At 69.9% G+C, this 16942-nt stretch carries 14 protein-coding genes and 1 pseudogene; 1 reads left to right on the top strand and 14 read right to left on the bottom strand.

All coding sequences use genetic code 11. The features are described 5' to 3' along the window. Nucleotides 1-2 precede the first annotated feature (2 nt). Complete coding sequence (locus LB310_RS13785) at nt 3-881, top strand: HAMP domain-containing sensor histidine kinase (RefSeq protein ID WP_157007688.1); 879 nt, start codon at nt 3-5, stop codon at nt 879-881. A gap of 115 nt (nt 882-996) precedes the next feature. On the opposite strand, the gene LB310_RS13780 is transcribed toward LB310_RS13785, so the two are convergent. The 14 genes and pseudogenes from LB310_RS13780 to LB310_RS13715 all read right to left on the bottom strand — a co-directional run. After that, nucleotides 997-2124 carry a DUF3810 domain-containing protein gene (locus LB310_RS13780; RefSeq protein WP_278805284.1) on the bottom strand — a complete coding sequence of 376 codons (1128 nt, stop codon included), beginning with the start codon at nt 2122-2124 and terminating at the stop codon, nt 997-999. A 71-nt stretch (nt 2125-2195) separates the two neighbouring features. Further along, entirely contained in the window at nt 2196-2792 is a 597-nt protein-coding gene (locus tag LB310_RS13775) for a hypothetical protein (protein ID WP_278805282.1), read from the bottom strand. Between the two features lie 146 nt (nt 2793-2938). Then, complete coding sequence (locus tag LB310_RS13770; protein WP_278805280.1) at nt 2939-3628, bottom strand: MBL fold metallo-hydrolase; 690 nt, start codon at nt 3626-3628, stop codon at nt 2939-2941. 47 nt (nt 3629-3675) lie between these two features. Continuing rightward, complete coding sequence (locus tag LB310_RS13765) at nt 3676-4146, bottom strand: GNAT family N-acetyltransferase (protein WP_015540261.1); 471 nt, start codon at nt 4144-4146, stop codon at nt 3676-3678. A 105-nt stretch (nt 4147-4251) separates the two neighbouring features. Then, nucleotides 4252-4815, bottom strand: a complete 564-nt coding sequence (ahpC, locus tag LB310_RS13760) for an alkyl hydroperoxide reductase subunit C (RefSeq protein WP_015540262.1) — start codon at nt 4813-4815, stop codon at nt 4252-4254. 253 nt (nt 4816-5068) lie between these two features. Then, the gene (gene feoB, locus LB310_RS13755; RefSeq protein WP_278805278.1) at nt 5069-7663 is read right to left on the bottom strand and encodes a ferrous iron transport protein B; all 2595 of its coding nucleotides are present in this window, start codon (nt 7661-7663) and stop codon (nt 5069-5071) included. A gap of 140 nt (nt 7664-7803) precedes the next feature. After that, the gene (locus LB310_RS13750; RefSeq protein ID WP_238386275.1) at nt 7804-8751 is read right to left on the bottom strand and encodes a sensor histidine kinase KdpD; all 948 of its coding nucleotides are present in this window, start codon (nt 8749-8751) and stop codon (nt 7804-7806) included. Between the two features lie 27 nt (nt 8752-8778). Continuing rightward, complete coding sequence (locus tag LB310_RS13745) at nt 8779-9585, bottom strand: ABC transporter permease subunit (protein ID WP_338016466.1); 807 nt, start codon at nt 9583-9585, stop codon at nt 8779-8781. Next, complete coding sequence (locus LB310_RS13740) at nt 9549-10499, bottom strand: ABC transporter ATP-binding protein (protein WP_278805273.1); 951 nt, start codon at nt 10497-10499, stop codon at nt 9549-9551. Before LB310_RS13740 ends, LB310_RS13745 begins: the two co-directional genes overlap by 37 nt. 261 nt (nt 10500-10760) lie before the next feature. Continuing rightward, a complete protein-coding gene (locus LB310_RS13735; RefSeq protein WP_162457489.1) occupies nt 10761-11462 on the bottom strand; it encodes a response regulator transcription factor in 702 nt (233 codons plus the stop codon). Nucleotides 11463-12440: 978 nt separating this feature from the next. After that, complete coding sequence (locus tag LB310_RS13730; RefSeq protein WP_278805269.1) at nt 12441-13604, bottom strand: GNAT family N-acetyltransferase; 1164 nt, start codon at nt 13602-13604, stop codon at nt 12441-12443. A gap of 170 nt (nt 13605-13774) precedes the next feature. After that, on the bottom strand, nt 13775-14095 hold the full coding sequence (locus tag LB310_RS13725) for a hypothetical protein (RefSeq protein WP_015540267.1): 321 nt from the start codon (nt 14093-14095) through the stop codon (nt 13775-13777). Nucleotides 14096-14362: 267 nt separating this feature from the next. Further along, nucleotides 14363-15775, bottom strand: a complete 1413-nt coding sequence (locus LB310_RS13720) for a DNA polymerase IV (protein ID WP_301155236.1) — start codon at nt 15773-15775, stop codon at nt 14363-14365. A 255-nt stretch (nt 15776-16030) separates the two neighbouring features. Further along, a pseudogene (locus LB310_RS13715) lies at nt 16031-16942 on the bottom strand (hypothetical protein); the annotation flags it as partial.

Here is a 16942-nt window from a genome sequence, read left to right as displayed (position 1 = left end):
CCATGGAAGCCGCGGTCGTTCTGCTCGCCGTCGCCGTCGTCGCGCTCGCCGTCCAGCTTGCCCGCTCGGAGGCGCAGCTGCGGGCCATTGCGCGGTTCCTCGTGAACCGGGAGTCGGCGAGCAACGCCCGCGTCGCGCTGTCCGTGCGCACGCGCGGTTTCGTGCAGCTGGCGCAGGCGGTGAACCGGCAGATCGACCGCCACCAAGGCGAGCGCGTCGCCGCCGAGGAGGCCAAGCGCGAGCTGCGCCGCGGCCTCACCTACCTCTCGCACGACATCCGCACGCCGCTCGCAGGGGCTCAGGGCTACGCGCAGCTGCTGGCGGCCGAGGAGGACGAGGCCCTGCGCGCCCGGTACCTGGACGTGGTGTCGCGCCGCCTGGACGACGTGGGCGGCCTGCTGGACCAGCTGTACGCCTACGCCCAGGTACAGGACCCCGACCACCGCATCGAGCGCGAGCCCGTGGACGTGGGCCAGGTGCTCGCCGAGTCGCTGGCCTCGCTGTACGGCCAGTTCAAGGAGCGCGGGTGGGAGCCTGGCATCCGGCTTGCCGACGAGCCGCTCGTGGCCGACTCGAACGCCGACGCCCTCGCCCGCATCTTCCGCAACCTCGCCGTGAACGCGCTGCGCTACGGGTGCGAGCCCCCGCGCATCGTGCAGGAGGGACGCACGGTCGCGTTCGCGAACCGCGTGGCCGACCCGGACGGCGTGGACGCCGAGCGCCTGTTCGAGCGCTTCTACCAGGGAGACGCCGCGCGCGGCGGCGGGGGCAGCGGCCTCGGCCTCGCCATCGTCGCCCAGCTGGCGCGCGCCCTGCGCATCGAGGCCACCGCCCGCCTGGACGGCGACGTGCTCACCGTGGAGCTGGGGTTCCCGGAGTGAAACGGCGTCGAGCCGATCCCCCTCGCAGCATCAATCTCGCCAGTTCTGCCGGCCGAGCTGCCGCATGACGCAGTGCCGGATGACGCAGGATGACGCAGCGGGATGAAGCGGGGCGCTAGCTCGACTGGTCGCCCTCCCCCGCCCTCTGCTCGGCGAGCAGCAGGTCGACCATGCGGCCGTAGCTCCGCATGCCGTCGGATTGGTTGTTGGCCTTAAGGTACGCATCGTTGGCGGCGTTGGAGGCCTCCTGCACCGGACCTTCGTACTGGGCCCAGTGCTCCGCGCGCTCGGCCAGGTCGCGTTGCACCGAAGGCACAAGGCCGGCGGCGATCTGCGTGGCAGCCTCCGGATCGGCCTTCCGCAGCGCGGCCGTGGCGTTGTCGTAGGCCAGCAGAAGGCCGCTGTAGCGCATGAGCGCGTCGTCGGATTCCTTGCAGGCCAGGTAGGCGATGAAGTTCGCCTCGTCCTCGCGCATGAAGCCGCACTGGTGCGCCAGCTCGTGGGCCATCGTCCACGGCACCGTGAAGAACGGGTTGTCCACGTTGATGTTCGACTCCATGGTGAACGGGAAGAACATGCCGCCGATGTTCGCATACGACATCAGCTTGGACGCGAGCACCGGCTTGGGCGGCGAGTACAGCGGCCGCTCGAGCGCAGGGTAGCGCTCCGCGAGCTTGCGCATGGCGACCACCGATTCTTGCGCGTAGCGCTCGAACTCCCCCGGCTCGGCGGCGAACAGGTCGACATCGTTGCCGAGCTCTGCGCGCTCGCGCCCGAGGCCCTCGGCGAGCGACGAGGCCAGGCTCACGAGCTCCTCCTGGCGCTCGGCCGGATCGGCCCCCTCCTCCGCCAGATCGTAGCCGGCGTGCTGCGTGAAGGTGTAGCGGTGGTAGTTCAGCCCGCAGAGGAACGTGAAGGCGAAAAGCGCGACGCAAGCGACGGCTGCCGCGCCCATGATCCCGCGGTATGCCATCATACCGCGCTCGCCCTTGCTCACGGCGACCTTGCGAACCCAGTACCCGACGTACCCCAGGCAGAACAGCAGGAACAGCGCCGCCACCCACTCGGCCACCGAGAAGCCGACGAGCGACGGCAGGAATCCCACGGCCGAGGACGCGGCGGGGTACACCGTGTGCGCGTACCATTCGGCTGCCTCGGGATTCGCCTGCGCGAACGCCGTCGCCGCAAGGGCGACGATCCCTAAAGGTATGAACAGCATGCGTTTGAGCAGGTAGTTCCTCATGTTACTCCGCAAGTCGGCGCAGCACGGCCGCCCTCATTGTACCCCACGCGGCCACAAGCCGGTCGACGCGCTTACAGCCGTGCGATGACTACCGCCAGCACCGCCGAGAGCACGCCGACAACCGCCAACGGCGCGGCTCCGTCGATAAACGAGGGCACGGGCGGCAGCCGGAAGTACAGCACGTAGCACACGAGATTCGCCGCCGTCACAAGCGCGACCACGCCCGCGAGCAGCCAGAACGCGCCGCCGAAGAGCATCCCTGCGCCCATGAGCGCGTTCAGCACGGCAAGCTCCAGCGCCGCCCACAGCACGAACAGCAGCAGCTCCGTGGTCACGGACCGCCCGAAGAAGCGCACGGTGACGAAGGCGAGCGCCGCATACGCCGCCACGCCGCCCACGGCGAACACCCACCCTGGCGCCGCGCCGCCAACCTGGGGTGCGCCCGCGAGCGCTCCCAAGCCCATCGCCAGCAACACGACGGCCGCGATGCCGAACGCCACCGCGCCCAAGATGAACCCCACGCCCATCGCGTACAGAGCCCCCGTCGCCTTCGGCAGCGCGGGGTTGAAGAACGTCCACCACCACGCCAGGTACAACGCCGCGCACACTGCGAGCGCCGCATGCCCCCACACGAGGGTTCCGGGCACCGCCGCATCCATCGGGGCCATGGCATCGTCCTTTCTCGTCGCATGCCCAGCACCGCGCCCGTGGGGGCGCAAGGCGCCGGCCGGCCGCTTCCGCATAAAGGTTACTCCTGCGGCCGAGCGAGCAGGGGAAAGCCGGTCGCCGTTACCTGCCCGATGGCAGCGCGTCCTCAACCCGCGAGCGTTGCCAGGTAGCCCAGCAGCTCGCCCTTGCCCAGCGGGTCGGCATGGCCCAGAAGGCACGTCTCGCAGTCGATTCCCTCGATCGTCCGCATCAGGGCCCGCAGCCTCTCCTCGTCGACGCGCCACCCGTCGAAAGGATCGCCGCACGTCGCGTCACCCAGGAACAGCAGGCCCTCCTCGGGAACGTGCACGAGCACCGTGTCGTCGGAATGCGGCGAGGCTGCTGTGAGCACGCGTGCGGTCAGGCCCCCGAGATCGAAAAGGAGCTCGCCGTCGAACACCACGTCGGGCAGGGCGACCACGATTCCGGCCTCGGCGTACTCGCGGGCGATATGCTCCTCGCTCCGCTTGAGCGCCAGGACGGCGGCGGGATCGGCCAGCGAAGCGCGCGCCTGAGCGAGCAGCTCACCGGTGCGCCGGCACGCAACGGTGAGGCCGTGCGCGCGGTGCATGCCGAACGTGTGGTCCCAATGCCAGTGCGTGATCGCCGTGAGGTCGGGCCGGGGCAGGCCCGCGTCGTCGAGCTGCGCGTAGAACTCCTCGACATGCGCAGCCGACGCGCCCGCGTCCACCGCGAGCGCAAGGCGGTCGCCCTTGAGGAGCACGAGCATCGGCCGGTCGTTCTCCGGCTGGTGCGGCAGCCAGAACGTCCGCTCGCCCAGCTTGTTCAACTCCATGGAAGCCCCCTCCCCGAAAACGCGGGGCCCGACGCCGCGCCCATGCGTCAGACGTCCATCGCGAACAGGTCGTCGGCCTCGTCGTAAGCGAAGCCGAGCGCGCGCAGAAGGCCACGGGAGGCAACGTTCTCCCGATCGGGCTGCACGATGATGCGCTCGGCATCGGGTTCGGCGGCGATGAGCCCGATCAGCTGCGAGAGCGCCGCGCGGGCGATGCCGCGGCGCAGCAGCGTCGGCTCGCCCAGCAGGTAGTCCAGGCTGTACGTGCCCTCCACGGGAAGCGCGCCGTTCCAATCCTCGCCGCTTGCGGAGAACGGGTAGAGCTGACAAAAGCCGGCGGGATCGCCGTCGGCCTCGATGACGAAGTGGCTGATCCAGGCGTACTCGCCGTGACGGCCCTCCACCTCGGCCATCCAGTCCTCGGGCTGCTCGAACCAGGGGCGCACGTGGTCGGCAGCGAGCCATCGTCGCAGGCGGGGAAGGTCGTCGTCTTCGAAGGGCCTCAAGGTCACATCCATGGGGGTGCTCCTTTTCGAGGGGGTATCGGCTCTGCCCATCATACCACGGGCCCCCGGAACCGTCCCGGAGGCCCGTCGTGCGCACCGCCCGGCCTGCTGCGTCCGCTACAGCTTGCCCACCAGGTCGATGCCCGGGTGCAGCACCTCGGAGCCCGGCACCCAGCGCGCGGGGCACACCGAATCGCCGTGCTCGGCCACGAACTGGCTCGCCTGCACGCGGCGCAAAAGCTCGGCGGCGTTGCGGCCGATGTTCCCGGCGTTCACCTCGTAGCACACGATGCGGCCCTCGGGGTTCACGATGAAGCTGCCGCGCTCGGCCAAGCCCTCCTCCTCGATGTACACGTCGAAGATGTCGGCCAGCTTGTGCGTGGGGTCGGCCAGCATCGGGTACGGCAGGCTCTTGATGTTCTCGGACGCGTCATGCCAGGCCTTGTGCGCGAAATGCGTGTCGCACGACACGGAGTAGATCTCGCAATCGGCGGCTTTGAACTGGTCGTACAGGGCGGCCAGGTCCTCAAGCTCCGTGGGGCACACGAACGTGAAGTCGGCCGGGTAGAAGAAGAACACGCTCCAGTGGCCCAGCACATCGTCCTTCGTGACGGTGGTGAAGCCGTCGTCCTGGAACGCTTGGACGGAGAAGTCGTCGATCTCGCGGTTGATCATGGACATGGTATCGCTCCTTCGCGTCGTTCGGCGGGCGGCACGCGGCCGTTCGCACACGTGGCGGCTCGCCTTACTTGTTTTCCTTGGTTTACTTTCCCATATTTGCTACTCAATTTGCAACATTTATGGGCATCTTCCAAGAATCTCCACGGCAAGCCGCCGGCGCGCAGGCATATCCTCCGAGGGATTCCGCCGCCTTGCGGAAACAACGCCCGACGAGCCGCACGCCGCCCTCCGTCCCCGCCGCCCTTCGGGAGGGCTATCGGCGGGACTCCGCGAGGGTCTCCGCGTCCGGCGGCTTAGGCCGGCTCTCGCCCTCCTGCGCGCATCCCGCGCAGGTTGTCGCGCTGCAGCCGGCGCACCCGCCAGCACACCCGCCGCCGCAGCCGCCGGCCCCCGCGCGGCGGCGGCGCGCCATGCGGCGCAGCACCAGCGCCACGGCCACGGCGACCGCGGCTCCCACGGCGACGCTCCACGCCTCCCCCGCCGGCAGCTCCATCGCGAGACCCGCCCCGCGCACCGCGAGCGCGGCCAGCCAGGCCACGGCGAACTGGCCGAACACCATGGCCAGCGCCCAGCGCCCGCCCAGCTCGCGCCTCACCGAGGCGATGGCCGCCACGCACGGCGTGTACAGCAGGCAGAACACCAGAAGGCCCAGCGCCGCGAGCGGCGTGAGGGCCGCCACGAGGCTGGCCGTCGACCCGAATAGCACGGACAGCGTGGACACCACGCTCTCCTTCGCCATGACGCCCGTGACGAGCGCCGTGGAGATGCGCCAGTCGTCGAACCCGAGCGGCGCGAACACCGGCGCGATCCACCCGGCCACCACGGCCAGCATGCTGTCGGCCGAGTCCGCCACCACGTTCAGCCCGAAGTCGAACGTCTGCAGGAACCAGATGACGATGGTGGCTATGAAGATGATGGTGAACGCGCGCTCCAGGAAGTCCTTCGCCTTCTCCCACAGAAGCTGGCCCACGTTGCGGGCGCTGGGCATGCGGTAGTTCGGCAGCTCCATGACGAACGGCACCGCCTCGCCGGAGAACAGGCTCTTGCGCATGAGCAGCGCCGCCAGCACGCCCACCGCCATGCCGCCGAAGTACAGCCCCACCATGACCGCGGCCCCGGAGGCCGGGAAGAACGCCGCCGTGAAGAACGCGTAGATGGGCAGCTTCGCCGAGCAGCTCATGAACGGCGTGAGCATGATGGTCATCTTGCGGTCGCGCTCCGACGGCAGCGTGCGCGCCGCCATGACCGCGGGCACCGTGCAGCCGAAGCCCACGAGCATGGGCACGATGGAGCGCCCGGACAGACCGATCTTGCGCAGCAGCTTGTCCATGACGAACGCAACGCGCGCCATGTAGCCCGAGTCCTCCAGAAGCGACAGGAAGAAGAACAGCGTGACGATAGTGGGCAAAAATCCCACCACGCTGCCCACGCCGTTGAACACGCCGTCGATGACGAGCGACTGCAGCACCTCGTTCACCTGCGCCGCCGCGAGCGCATTCGCCACGACGTCGGTGAGCCAGCCGATGCCGGCCTCCAGCATCTCCGACATCCACGCGCCCACCACGTTGAACGTGAGCCAGAACACGAGCGCCATGATGGCCACGAACGCGGGGATGGCCGTGAACGTGCCGGTGAGCAGCTTGTCGAGCGCCATGCTGCGCGCATGCTCGCGGCTTACCCGCGGGCGCACCACGCACTCGTCGCACACGCGCTCGATGAAGGCGAACCGCATGTCGGCGATGGCCGCCGCGCGGTCCAGGCCGCGCTCGTCCTCCAGCTGGCGCACGATGTGCCCCAGCAGGTGCTTCTCGTTCTCGTCGAGGGCAAGCTTCTCCAACACGAGCGCGTCGCCCTCGGCCAGCTTGCTGGCGGCGAACCGCACGGGGATGCCCGCACGCTCGGCATGGTCGCCCACGAGCGCCATGATGCCGTGCAGGCAGCGGTGCACGGCGCCGCCGTGCGCGTCGGCTGCGCAGAAGTCCTGGCAGACGGGCGGCTCCTGGTAGCGCGCCACATGCAGCGCATGGTCCACGAGCTCGCCGATACCCTCGTTCTTGGAGGCGGAGATGGGCACCACGGGCACGCCCAGCAGCTTCTCCATCTCGTTCACGCGGATGGTGCCGCCGTTGCCCTCCACCTCGTCCATCATGTTCAGGGCCACCACCATGGGAACACCCAGCTCGAGCAGCTGCATGGTCAAGTACAGGTTGCGCTCCACGTTCGTGGCGTCAACGATGTTGATGATGCCGCGCGGTCGCTCGTCCAGCAAGAACTGCCGCGTGACCACCTCCTCGCTGGAGTACGGCGACAGCGAGTAGATGCCCGGCAGGTCGGTGACGGTGGCCTCCGCATGCCCGCGCACGCGGCCGTCCTTGCGGTCCACCGTGACGCCCGGGAAGTTCCCCACGTGCTGGTTCGCACCGGTGAGCTGGTTGAACAGCGTGGTCTTGCCGCAGTTCTGGTTGCCCACGAGCGCGAACGTGAGGGGCTCGCCCTCGGGCAGCGGGCGCTCGGCGTCCCTGTCGTGGAACTTGCCGCCCTCGCCGAGGCCCGGGTGCTCCACGCGCTCGGCGAAGCTGCGCCTCGGCCGCGCGCCGCCGAAGCGTTCGGCGTCGGCCTCGCGCTCGTCGGCCACCTCGATCTTGCGCGCGTCGTCGCGGCGCAGCGTGAGCTCGTAGCCGTGGATGCGCACCTCCACCGGGTCGCCCATGGGAGCGTGCTTAACCATGGCCACGTCGGCCTGCGGGATGATGCCCATGTCCAGGAAGTGCTGCCGCAGCGATCCCTCGCCGCCCACCGCCACCACGGTGGCGGTCTTGCCGATGGGAAGGTCGTTCAGGGTGCCCAACGTCTCGTCTCCTTGCGGCCGCGGCGATCCCCCTCGCCCGGCTTCGTTAGCCTGCGTTTACTTTTCAGGGATCATAGTACCGCGAATCGGCGCCATTGGCACGAAAAAGTTTTCCAAGGTGAACGATTTGTGAGAACCGTTCAAGCTGCGGGGAGCTCGATGCGGAGCACCAGCCAGCACGCTCCCTCGCACTGTTCCGAGCTCGCCTCGATGCTGCCGCCCATGCGCTCCAGCAGATGGCGGGCGATGGCCAGGCCGAGGCCCGAGCCCTCCTGCGCACGCGACGCGTCCGCCATGAAGAACGGTTGGAACAGGCGCGAGAGGGCGCTTTCGGACAGGCCTTCCGCATCGTTGGCGAACTCGACCGCCACGCGGCCGCCGGCCCCCGCAGCACCCGCGCCCTCCCCGGCCATCGACACCTCCAGCGCCGTCTTCGCGTACTTGCCGGCGTTGTGCAGCAGGTTCGCCAGCACGCGCTCCACCGCCTCGCCGTTCGCGCGCGCCAAAACGGCATGCTCCGGCACGTCCAGGCGCACGTCCAGGCCCCGGTCGGCCAGCAGGCGGTACTGCTCGGCCACGGACTCCCGCAACATGCGGCCCACGTCCACCGGCCCCAGCTCCAGCGGGACATCATCGCCCTGCAGGCGGGACAGCTCGTAGAACTGCGCCACCAGCCGCTCGAGCGACGCCGCCTTGCGCCTGACCGTGCCGAGCGCCTCGCGCGCCTCGGCATCGAGGGCCGCGTCGTCCACGAGCGCCAGGTACCCCCGGATGGACGTGAGCGGCGTGCGCAGGTCGTGGCTCACGTGCTCGACCTGCGCCTTGAGCTCCGCCTCGTGCCGCGCGCAGGCCGCCGCCTGCGCGCGTATGCCCGCAAGCGCGCGGTTCACCGTGCCGAGCAGCGCCTCCAAATCGGCGTCGGGAGCCGGCAGCCTCACGATGCGGTTGTCCTCCAGATGCCCCACGATCTCGCCCAGCTCCCGATCCGCCTGCCGAAGCGACCGCTTGAGCAGCGCGTACCGCGCGGCGAGGAAGGCCGCTGCCGCCAGTGCGACCGCCAGCAGCACCCCGAGGACGATCTCTGCCATGCCCGCGCCCCTTCCCATGCCCCGATCCTACAGCTCCGCCTTGCCCGCACGCCACAAGCCCACGGCACCGAACACTGCGATGCCCGCAATCCCGGCGATCAGGCACTTCGCCAATCCTTCAGGCGTATCCCACAGAAACTGCGCCAGGCCGCTCTGGTTGATGGCCACCTCGTTCGCAAAGAAGTTCGCGGGCAGCCAGCTTGCCAGCCGGGCCACCGGCTCGACGCCCAGGCCGATCACGTTCAGCACCGCCGGGATGACGCTCACGACGGCCACCCACACCAAGAACGCGGTGACGGTCTTCGGCAACGCAGAGCATACCGCAACGCCCAGCACAACGCAGGCCGCGGTGAATGGCAGCGCCGACGCCACGCCTTCGAGCAGAATGGCCACGGCCTCGGTCGACCCCTCCAGCAGAAGCACCGCGCTGCCCACGTACACGGCCAGGACCACGGCCAGGATGGCGAGCCCGAGCACCGTCGCCACGAGGCACTTCCCCAGGAACAGGTCGCGCCGCGAGCAGCCATGCGCGATGGCGTTCTTGAGCGTGCCGTCCTTCCGGTCGTCGGCGAACAGCACCCACACCAGCAAGCCAGCCATATAGAATAGAAGAGGCAGCATCGAGACGAGGTTGCTCATGGAGAAACGCACCGTGGCGTAGGGAAAGCCGGGCGTGGAGGACATGGCCCACAACAGCACGTTGGCCGCCAGCACGATGGCGCAGAGCGTGCCGGCGAACAGGTACGCCGCGCGGCCGTGCGCGATACGGTACGCCTCGCCCTTCAGGTAGTTCAGCATCATGCCACCCCCATCTCCGGCGCATCCCAGCTCCAGGGATCCACCTTGTCCTTCATATCGAGGTAATATTGTTCCAGCGACAGGCGCCGCCGCTCCAGTTTCAGAATGGACAGGCCGTGCGCGCTGGCGAGGCCGCTGTACGCCTCCATGTCCAAGCGCGGGTTCGCGATGCTCACCGTGCCGTCGCCGAGCACCTGGTACGTCGTGCATCCCAGCTCACGCTCCAACAGCACCGTGTAACACGCGGCGTCGGACACTGCTATCTCGATGCGGTCCGCACACCGCTCCCGCAACTCCTCGGCGCCCACCTGCTCCAAGAGCCTTCCATGCGACAGGAAGGCGTAGACGGTGGCCATCTGCTCCAGCTCCGCCAAGTGGTGGCTCGACAGCACCACGGTGATGCCCTTCTCGCGGTTGAGGCGTTGCAGCAGGGTGCGCATCTCCACGATGCCGCTGGGGTCGAGACCGCTCGCCGGCTCATCCAAGATGAGCACCTCGGGCTCGCCGATGAGCGCCATCGCCAGGCCCAAGCGCTGCTTCATTCCCATCGACAGGTCCTTGCAGGTGCGGTCCCTCGCATAGGCCAGCCCTACCTCCTCGAGCATCCTGTCAGTCGCGTTCTTGCCGGGCACGCCCTTCTGGATGCGGCAGCACTCCAGATTCCTCTCCACGCTTAAGTGCGGGTAGAAACCGGGCTGCTCGATAATGCAACCGATGCGCGCCCTCTGGCGCTCAAGCTCGCGTGGAGAGTGCTCGCCGAAGAGCCGGATCTCGCCAATCGTGGGAAAAGCCAGGCCGCACAGCAACTTGAAAAGGGTGGACTTCCCCGCCCCATTGTCGCCCACCAAACCGAACACCTCTCCGCGCCGCACGGTCACGCCCACGTCGTCGAGCGCGGCAAAGCTGCCGTAGCGCTTGGTGAGGCCCCTTGTATCTATCACATTTTCCATCGGGTCGCTTCTCCTCTTTCTCGCATTCGCCGACCGTGGGGAGAACCTTACGCTACGGGCGCTTAATAAGTCCTCAAGAAAGGTTAAGGAAAGCGTAAAGGCGCAGGGGCCGCGCGGCGGCATGGCGGGCAGGGGCGCGGCGCTCGGCCGGCGAGGCGGCCAGTGCGGCGGGCCTGGCGGGCGGCCGGTGCGGCAAACCGGCACCGAGCCCGAATCGGACGCTCCCGCACGCCCCGGGCGCATCCCCACGCGTCCGGCCGCTCACGCCAGCTTGAAGCCGATGCCCCAGACGGTCTTGATGTACTCCCCGTCCGGGTCGACGGCAGCCAGCTTCTTGCGGATGTTGCTCACGTGCACGTTGATGGCGTTCTCCTCGCCATAGTAGCCGCACTTCCACACCAGCTCGTACAGGCGCTCGCGCGAGAACACCTTGTCGGGAGCCTGCATGAGCGTCTGCAGGAGGTCGAACTCGTGCGCCGTGAGCGTTATCTCGGCGCCGGCGAGCGTCACGCGCCGGGCGGACGCGTCCAGCCGTAGGCCCCGATGCTCTAACACGGGGCCGGCGCCGCCGGGCGGCGAGGGCGCGCCGCCGCGGTACCGGCGCAGCACGGCCTGCACGCGCGCCGCCACCTCGTCGGGCTCGAACGGCTTCACGATGTAGTCGTCGGCCCCCAGGGCGAGCGCGTCCACCTTGTCCGCCAGGCCCGCCTTCGCCGACACCACGATGACCGGCAGGTCGAGCCCCCGTTCGCCGCGCAGGTGCGCGATGAGCTCTCCCCCGCTGGCGCCGGGCAGCATGAGGTCCAGCAGCATGAGGTCGAACGATCCGCGCTCGAGGTGCAGCAGCGCCTCGGTGCCCGAGTACGCCCGCGTCGGCTCGTGCCCGGCGCGCGCCATGATCTTGGCGAGCAGGGCGTTGATGTCGGGGTCGTCCTCCACGATGAGAATGCTGCTCGCGTCCACGCCGGCCCATCCCCCTTCCCGCGCGCCCTCGGCGCACCCTTCCGCACGCGCTTTGCGCACATGCCCTGTGCTGGATCCGTCTCCATTATCAACGAAAACCGCCGGGCCGTCGAGGCGAGACGAACGCATGCGAGGGCGCAGGCTCCTCCCGCCTTCTGCCGGCCGCCCGCGCTTTCGCAACAGGGATGCGCCGCCCAGACGGCAGACCTGCTGCCGAGCCGCCGCCGGCTATTTCGCTGCAAAACAGGAGAAGCGGAGGGAAGAGGGGGGATCTTCCCTCCGCTAGGAGGTGCGGCGGATGGCCAGACGAGAGGAGCCTCCGCCGCCGGGTCGGCGGACGATGGTCGAAAGCCGTTCCCGCAGGCTGCCAGCGGCCGAGCCGCTCCGAGTTCGCCTGCGCCGTTCCGTTGCGCTTTCGATGTAAGTTAGATTAAGCTAACATGAATTCGCGGGCAAGAGAAGTTACCTGCGTCGTACATTTTCTCCACAATTCGCGCACCCTCTGCCGTGCAGGCCACGGCAGCCCGCGCGCTCCCGGCGCGGGCGAACCCGGGACTCGGCCCTCGCTCGCCCATGCGGTCAAGCCGCCTTCACGGCTCGGACGATGCAGCCGCGAGAGCCCGCCTTGCGCCACGACGCCTCGTCGAATAAACGGCCCGGAATGGTCCGGAACTCGGCTTCCATTATTGAGCAATCGTCAATAAACAATGTTCAGCGATTAAGGAGCATCGCCGGCAGCGGTTTTTTGCACACTATTTACCGGAATGTTGCACGCACATCCTCCCGCGGACGGCTTCTGCGCAAGTCCGAAACTCGCGAACAGGGGAAACGCCGGCCAAGAGCACGAGGACGGCGGGCCGACGGCTCGCCGAGAGGGCGCAGCCGCCTCAAACGCAATAATCTGGTGAAAAACGTGCAGAAAGGGGCGGTTCTGCATTCGTCCCCGCCACCGCACCGCACCGCCCTGCCGGCAATGCTTCAGACCAGGCCGGCTTCGGCGAGGGCATCGGCGACGCTGTCGGCTTCGGTGATCGCGCGCACGGGGCGGCAGGGATTGCCGTAGGCCAGCGTGCGGGGCGGGATGTCCCTCGTCACCACGCTGCCGGAACCGATGACGGCGCCCTCGCCGATGGTCACGCCCGCGTTCACGGTCACGTTCGCCGCGATCCACACGCCGCTCTCCACCGTGATGGGCAGGCTCCGCTCCCACACGTGCCCGGTGCCGCCGGCGTCCTCGCAACGGGCGCGCTCGCGGGCGAGCAGCGGGTGCAGCGGCGTGACGAACGAGCAGCCCGGCCCCACCCCCACGTCGTCGCCGAACGTGATGGGCGCTCCGTCCAGGAACGTGCAGTTGAAGTTGAAGAAGCAGTTCCTTCCCAAAAACAGGTTGTAGCCGTAGTCCACCTGCGCGCCCGTCGAAAGCGAGGAGCCCTCGCCCACAGCGCCCAGGAAGCCGTGCAGCATCTTCATGCGGTCGGCGTCCAGCATGCCCTGCTGCGCGTTGAAGCGCGCCATGACCTCGCAGGCGCGGATATGGTCGCGCATGAGCGCCGGGTCGGCGCTGTCGAACCAGGCACCGCCGGCGGATGCGGATGCGGCGCGGGCCGCGGCCTTGCGGGACGGCACAGGCGATCCCGGCAAACCGGCACCCTGGGCAGGCGGGCTCGCGGGCGACCGGGTCGAGCCCCCGGCCGTCCCGGGAACGCCCGCCTCCCCCGCCAGCCCGAGGCGCATATGCAGCAGCGGGAAAGGGCGGCCCGCGCCGTCGACGGGCGAGCGGCCGACCACGACGAAGCCCGCACGCTCGTAGAAGCCCGCGGCCAGCGGGTTCTGCTCGTTCACGTCGAGCGTGCGCACGCCCCAACGCATGACGGCATGGGCGAGCAGCGCGCCGCCCACGCCGTCGCCGCGTGCGGCATCGTCCACGAACAGCATCTCCAGATGGCTGTCCTGGGCGCCGGCGAAGCCCACGGCGACGCCATCCTGCCAGGCCACCGCAAGGCGCCCGACGGCAGCGAGGCCCGCGATATCGTCCTCGGAGAGGAACCCGTGCGTGGCGCGCACGGAGCGCTCCCACACCTGCGCCAGCCGGCCCACCAGCTCGGGCGCGCGCCCCTGCGGCTCGATCTCCTCGATGTCCATGGCTGTTCCTTTCGCATGCTTCCGCCCGGTCGATTCGCACCATTCTAGCGGAAACCGATGCCGTCGCCCATCGGAGCCCCCGTCCCATCGGCGCGTCCCATCGGCACCCACGCCGGCGCCGACATCCGCCGGCCGTCCTTGGACGAAGGGGCGGCCGACACGGGCGCGCATCATGCCCCGAAGGCTCCGTCACCGCACCGTGCGGACGCCCCGGCATCCTCGGGCGACGGCTCGGGCACGATCTCCTCCACGAACCAGCGCGGGTCCTCGTGGAACAGGAACGTATGGGCGTTCCCCACCACCACGTCGTAGCGCACGCCCTCGCCGCCCACCTTGAGCGAGGCACACCGACGCCGCCCCAGCACGGCGCGCACGGGGAAGCGCCGCCCGTCGTGCCACGCCACGGCGCGCGGCACGACGGTGCCGTCCGCCAGGAACTCGGCCTCCACCTCCACGTACCGCTTCCGCCTGCCGGCAATGCCCCGCACCATGCGCCCTCGCGCCTCCTTCTTCCTTGCTCGCCCCCTTATTCGGCCTCCGCCGATTCGCGCGAAGCGCGAACTTTACCGCGCAGATCCGGTTGCCGAACCCCACAGGTTGGCGTAGTAAGCCAGCGAGGGCGGCCGTGGTGCCCGGAATTCGCGGGATCGCGGGGGCGAAGCGTACTTCGGTACGCGAGCCTCCGGGATCGCGCGAAGGCCGGGTGCCACGGCCGGCCGCAGCGTCGGCTTGTTCCGCCGTTCGGAGAACGGCGGAACCTAGAAGTACCCCACCGGGTGCACCACGTTGTCGCGCTTGACGTCCAGCTCCAGCAGGCTCTCGTCCAGCAGCTCGGTCCCGCGCTGGATGCACGTGCTGCCGAAGCGGCGGCGCAGCTCGTCCACGGCCTCGTCCAGGTCCTCCAGCACGCGCCGGCGTGCGTCGAAGGGCAGCTCCAGCTGCTCGGGCGCGTCCACGGGCACCAGGCCCGAGGCGCGCACGTGCAGGCCGCGCAGGGGCCGCGTCTCGTCCAGCGGCTCGTTTGCCACCAGCAGGTTCCAGGCCGCCCGCGCGATGTGCCCCGTCACGTTCGTCGCGCGCGGCAGCGTGACCTGCCGCCCGTAGCTGGACAGGTCGGCCGCGTCGCGCACGCCGATGGACACCGTGCGCGCGCGGAACCGCGCCTCGCGCAGCCGCTGCGCCACCGATTCCGCCAGCAGCCACACAAGCGCCCGCGCGTCGGCCTCGCACGCGATGTCGTGCGGCGCGGTGAGCCCGTTGCCGAAGCTCTTCACGGTGCGGTCCACCTCGTTCCTTGCCGCGTCGTAGGGCTTCACCGGGGTCGCGTCCTCGCCGCGCGCGAACGTGCGCAGGATGCCGCCCACCTTCCCCAGCCGCCGACGCAGCAGCTCGGGCGAGGCGCAGGCCAAGTCGCCGACGGTGTCGATGCCCGACGAGTGCAGCTTGGCGCACGTGGCGCCGCCCACGTACAGAAGCTCGTCGGCGGGGGCCGGCCACACGAGGCCGCGGTAGTTCTCCGGCGTGACGGCCGTGATGGCGTCCGGCTTCTCGTAGTCGCTGCCGAACTTCGCGAATATCTTGTTCCACGACACGCCGATGGACACCGTGCAGCCCAGCTCGTCCTTCACCCGCTGGCTGATCTCGCGCGCCACGTCGAGCGCGCTGCGGCTGGACAGCGCGAGCGCGCCCGTGAGGTCGAGCCACGCCTCGTCGAGGCCAAACGGCTCCACGAGGTCGGTGTACTGGTAGTATATCCGGCGCGCCAGGCGCGAGTACTTCTGGTACACGTCGTAGCGCGGCGGCACCACCACGAGCCCCGGGCACTTCTCGCGCGCCGACCACAGCGCCTCGCCCGTCACGATGCCCGCCGCCTTCGCCTGCGCGCTCTTCGCCAGCACGATACCGTGGCGGCGCTCCTCGTGCCCGCCCACCACGAGCGGCACCCCGCGCAGCTCCGGCCGCTCGGCCTGCTCGGCGCTCGCGTAGAACGCGTTCATGTCCGAGTGGAAGATCACGCGCCGCCGGTTGCGCTCCTGCACGGGCCCCCGGTTGCACGACCGCTGCTGCGGCTGCGGGCGCGCCCGCTCCTGCGGTCGTAGCCGCGCCTGCTCCTGCACCTGCGCCCGCTTTTGCAAGTCGCCCCCGGCCTCCCGCCGCACCGCATCCGCCATGACCTCGCCCGCTTTCCGCACGCCTGCAGAGGCCGCGCCTGCCGTCGGCCTCCCGCTCCGAATTTCTCTAGAAGAACGCATGTTCGCATACTATCGGACGGCGCACAAGCGAACAGACCGTGGATTTCACGTAACGGCTCGCACCATGATTTCGCAGGTCAAATAACTGCTTCGATCATCTATCGGCCCGCGTGGACGGCATGTTGGGCGGCGCGCCAAGGCGGCGCACGCAGGCGGCGCTCCCCCGCCCGCGCGTCAGCGGGCGCGCTCCGCGCCGCCGCGCACCACGACCGCCACGGCTGCGCACACGGCGGCGGCGCCGGCCACGGTGAGCGACGGCGAGCCCGCAAGCGACAGCGCGCCCGTCGCCGCCACGAGCACGAGGGCGCCCGCCTCGTAGAACGGCTGCGGGCCGCCCGGGAACAGGCGCACGGCGTCCAGGCCGCAGCAGAGCACGGCGGCGGCGTTCACGAGCACGGCCAGCACCAGCCCCGCTGCCAGCGGGAAGCCCGCCGGCAGCACGAGCGCCACGACCGCGCACGATACCGCGCTCGACACGGCGAGGCCCGGGAGCGAGTCCAGCGCGAGCAGCGAGAGCGTCCCGAAGGGCAGCCGGTCGCGCACGAGGCGCACGCGCAGGTCGTCGCGGAACGCGCGCGTGGCCTCGCGCGCGCCCTGCGGGAACATGATGAGCGCCGCCAGCCAGAACAGGAACGTCACCGGGCCGCCGGCGCCCGCAAGCGCGAGCACGCCGAGCGGCGCCGCGCTCGCGCCGAACGCCAGCAGGCTGGGCAGGCCGCCGTACTGGCGCAGGTGCGAGAGCGCCGCGCGCGACACGAGGGCGCCGGCGCCGGAGGCGAGAGGCAGGCGGAAGCGCACCCCGCGCGCGAGCCGGGCGGCCAGCTTGCGGCGGCGCCGGTAGTCGGCGACAGCCTGCGGGTCGAGCGGCGAGAAGGGGCCGAACGGCTGCAAGTCGGCGTAGAGCGCGTTCTCCACGATGACGGCCGTCCGGTCGATGCGCGGGGCCAGCAGTGCCAGCAGGCCGCCCTCGGCCGCGCAGGCGGCGATGCCCGCCGCGCAGGCGACGGCCGTGCCGGGGGCGCCAGGGGCGAAGGCGGCCGGCGGTACGCCCAGCGCGAGCGCGGCGACGCCGAGGACCGCCGCAAC

The organism is Gordonibacter sp. RACS_AR49, assembly GCF_030418435.1.
Classification (GTDB): Bacteria; Actinomycetota; Coriobacteriia; order Coriobacteriales; family Eggerthellaceae; genus Gordonibacter; species Gordonibacter urolithinfaciens.
Note: the sequence above shows the minus strand (reverse complement) of the source record. Positions and strands in the feature narration are given on the sequence as shown.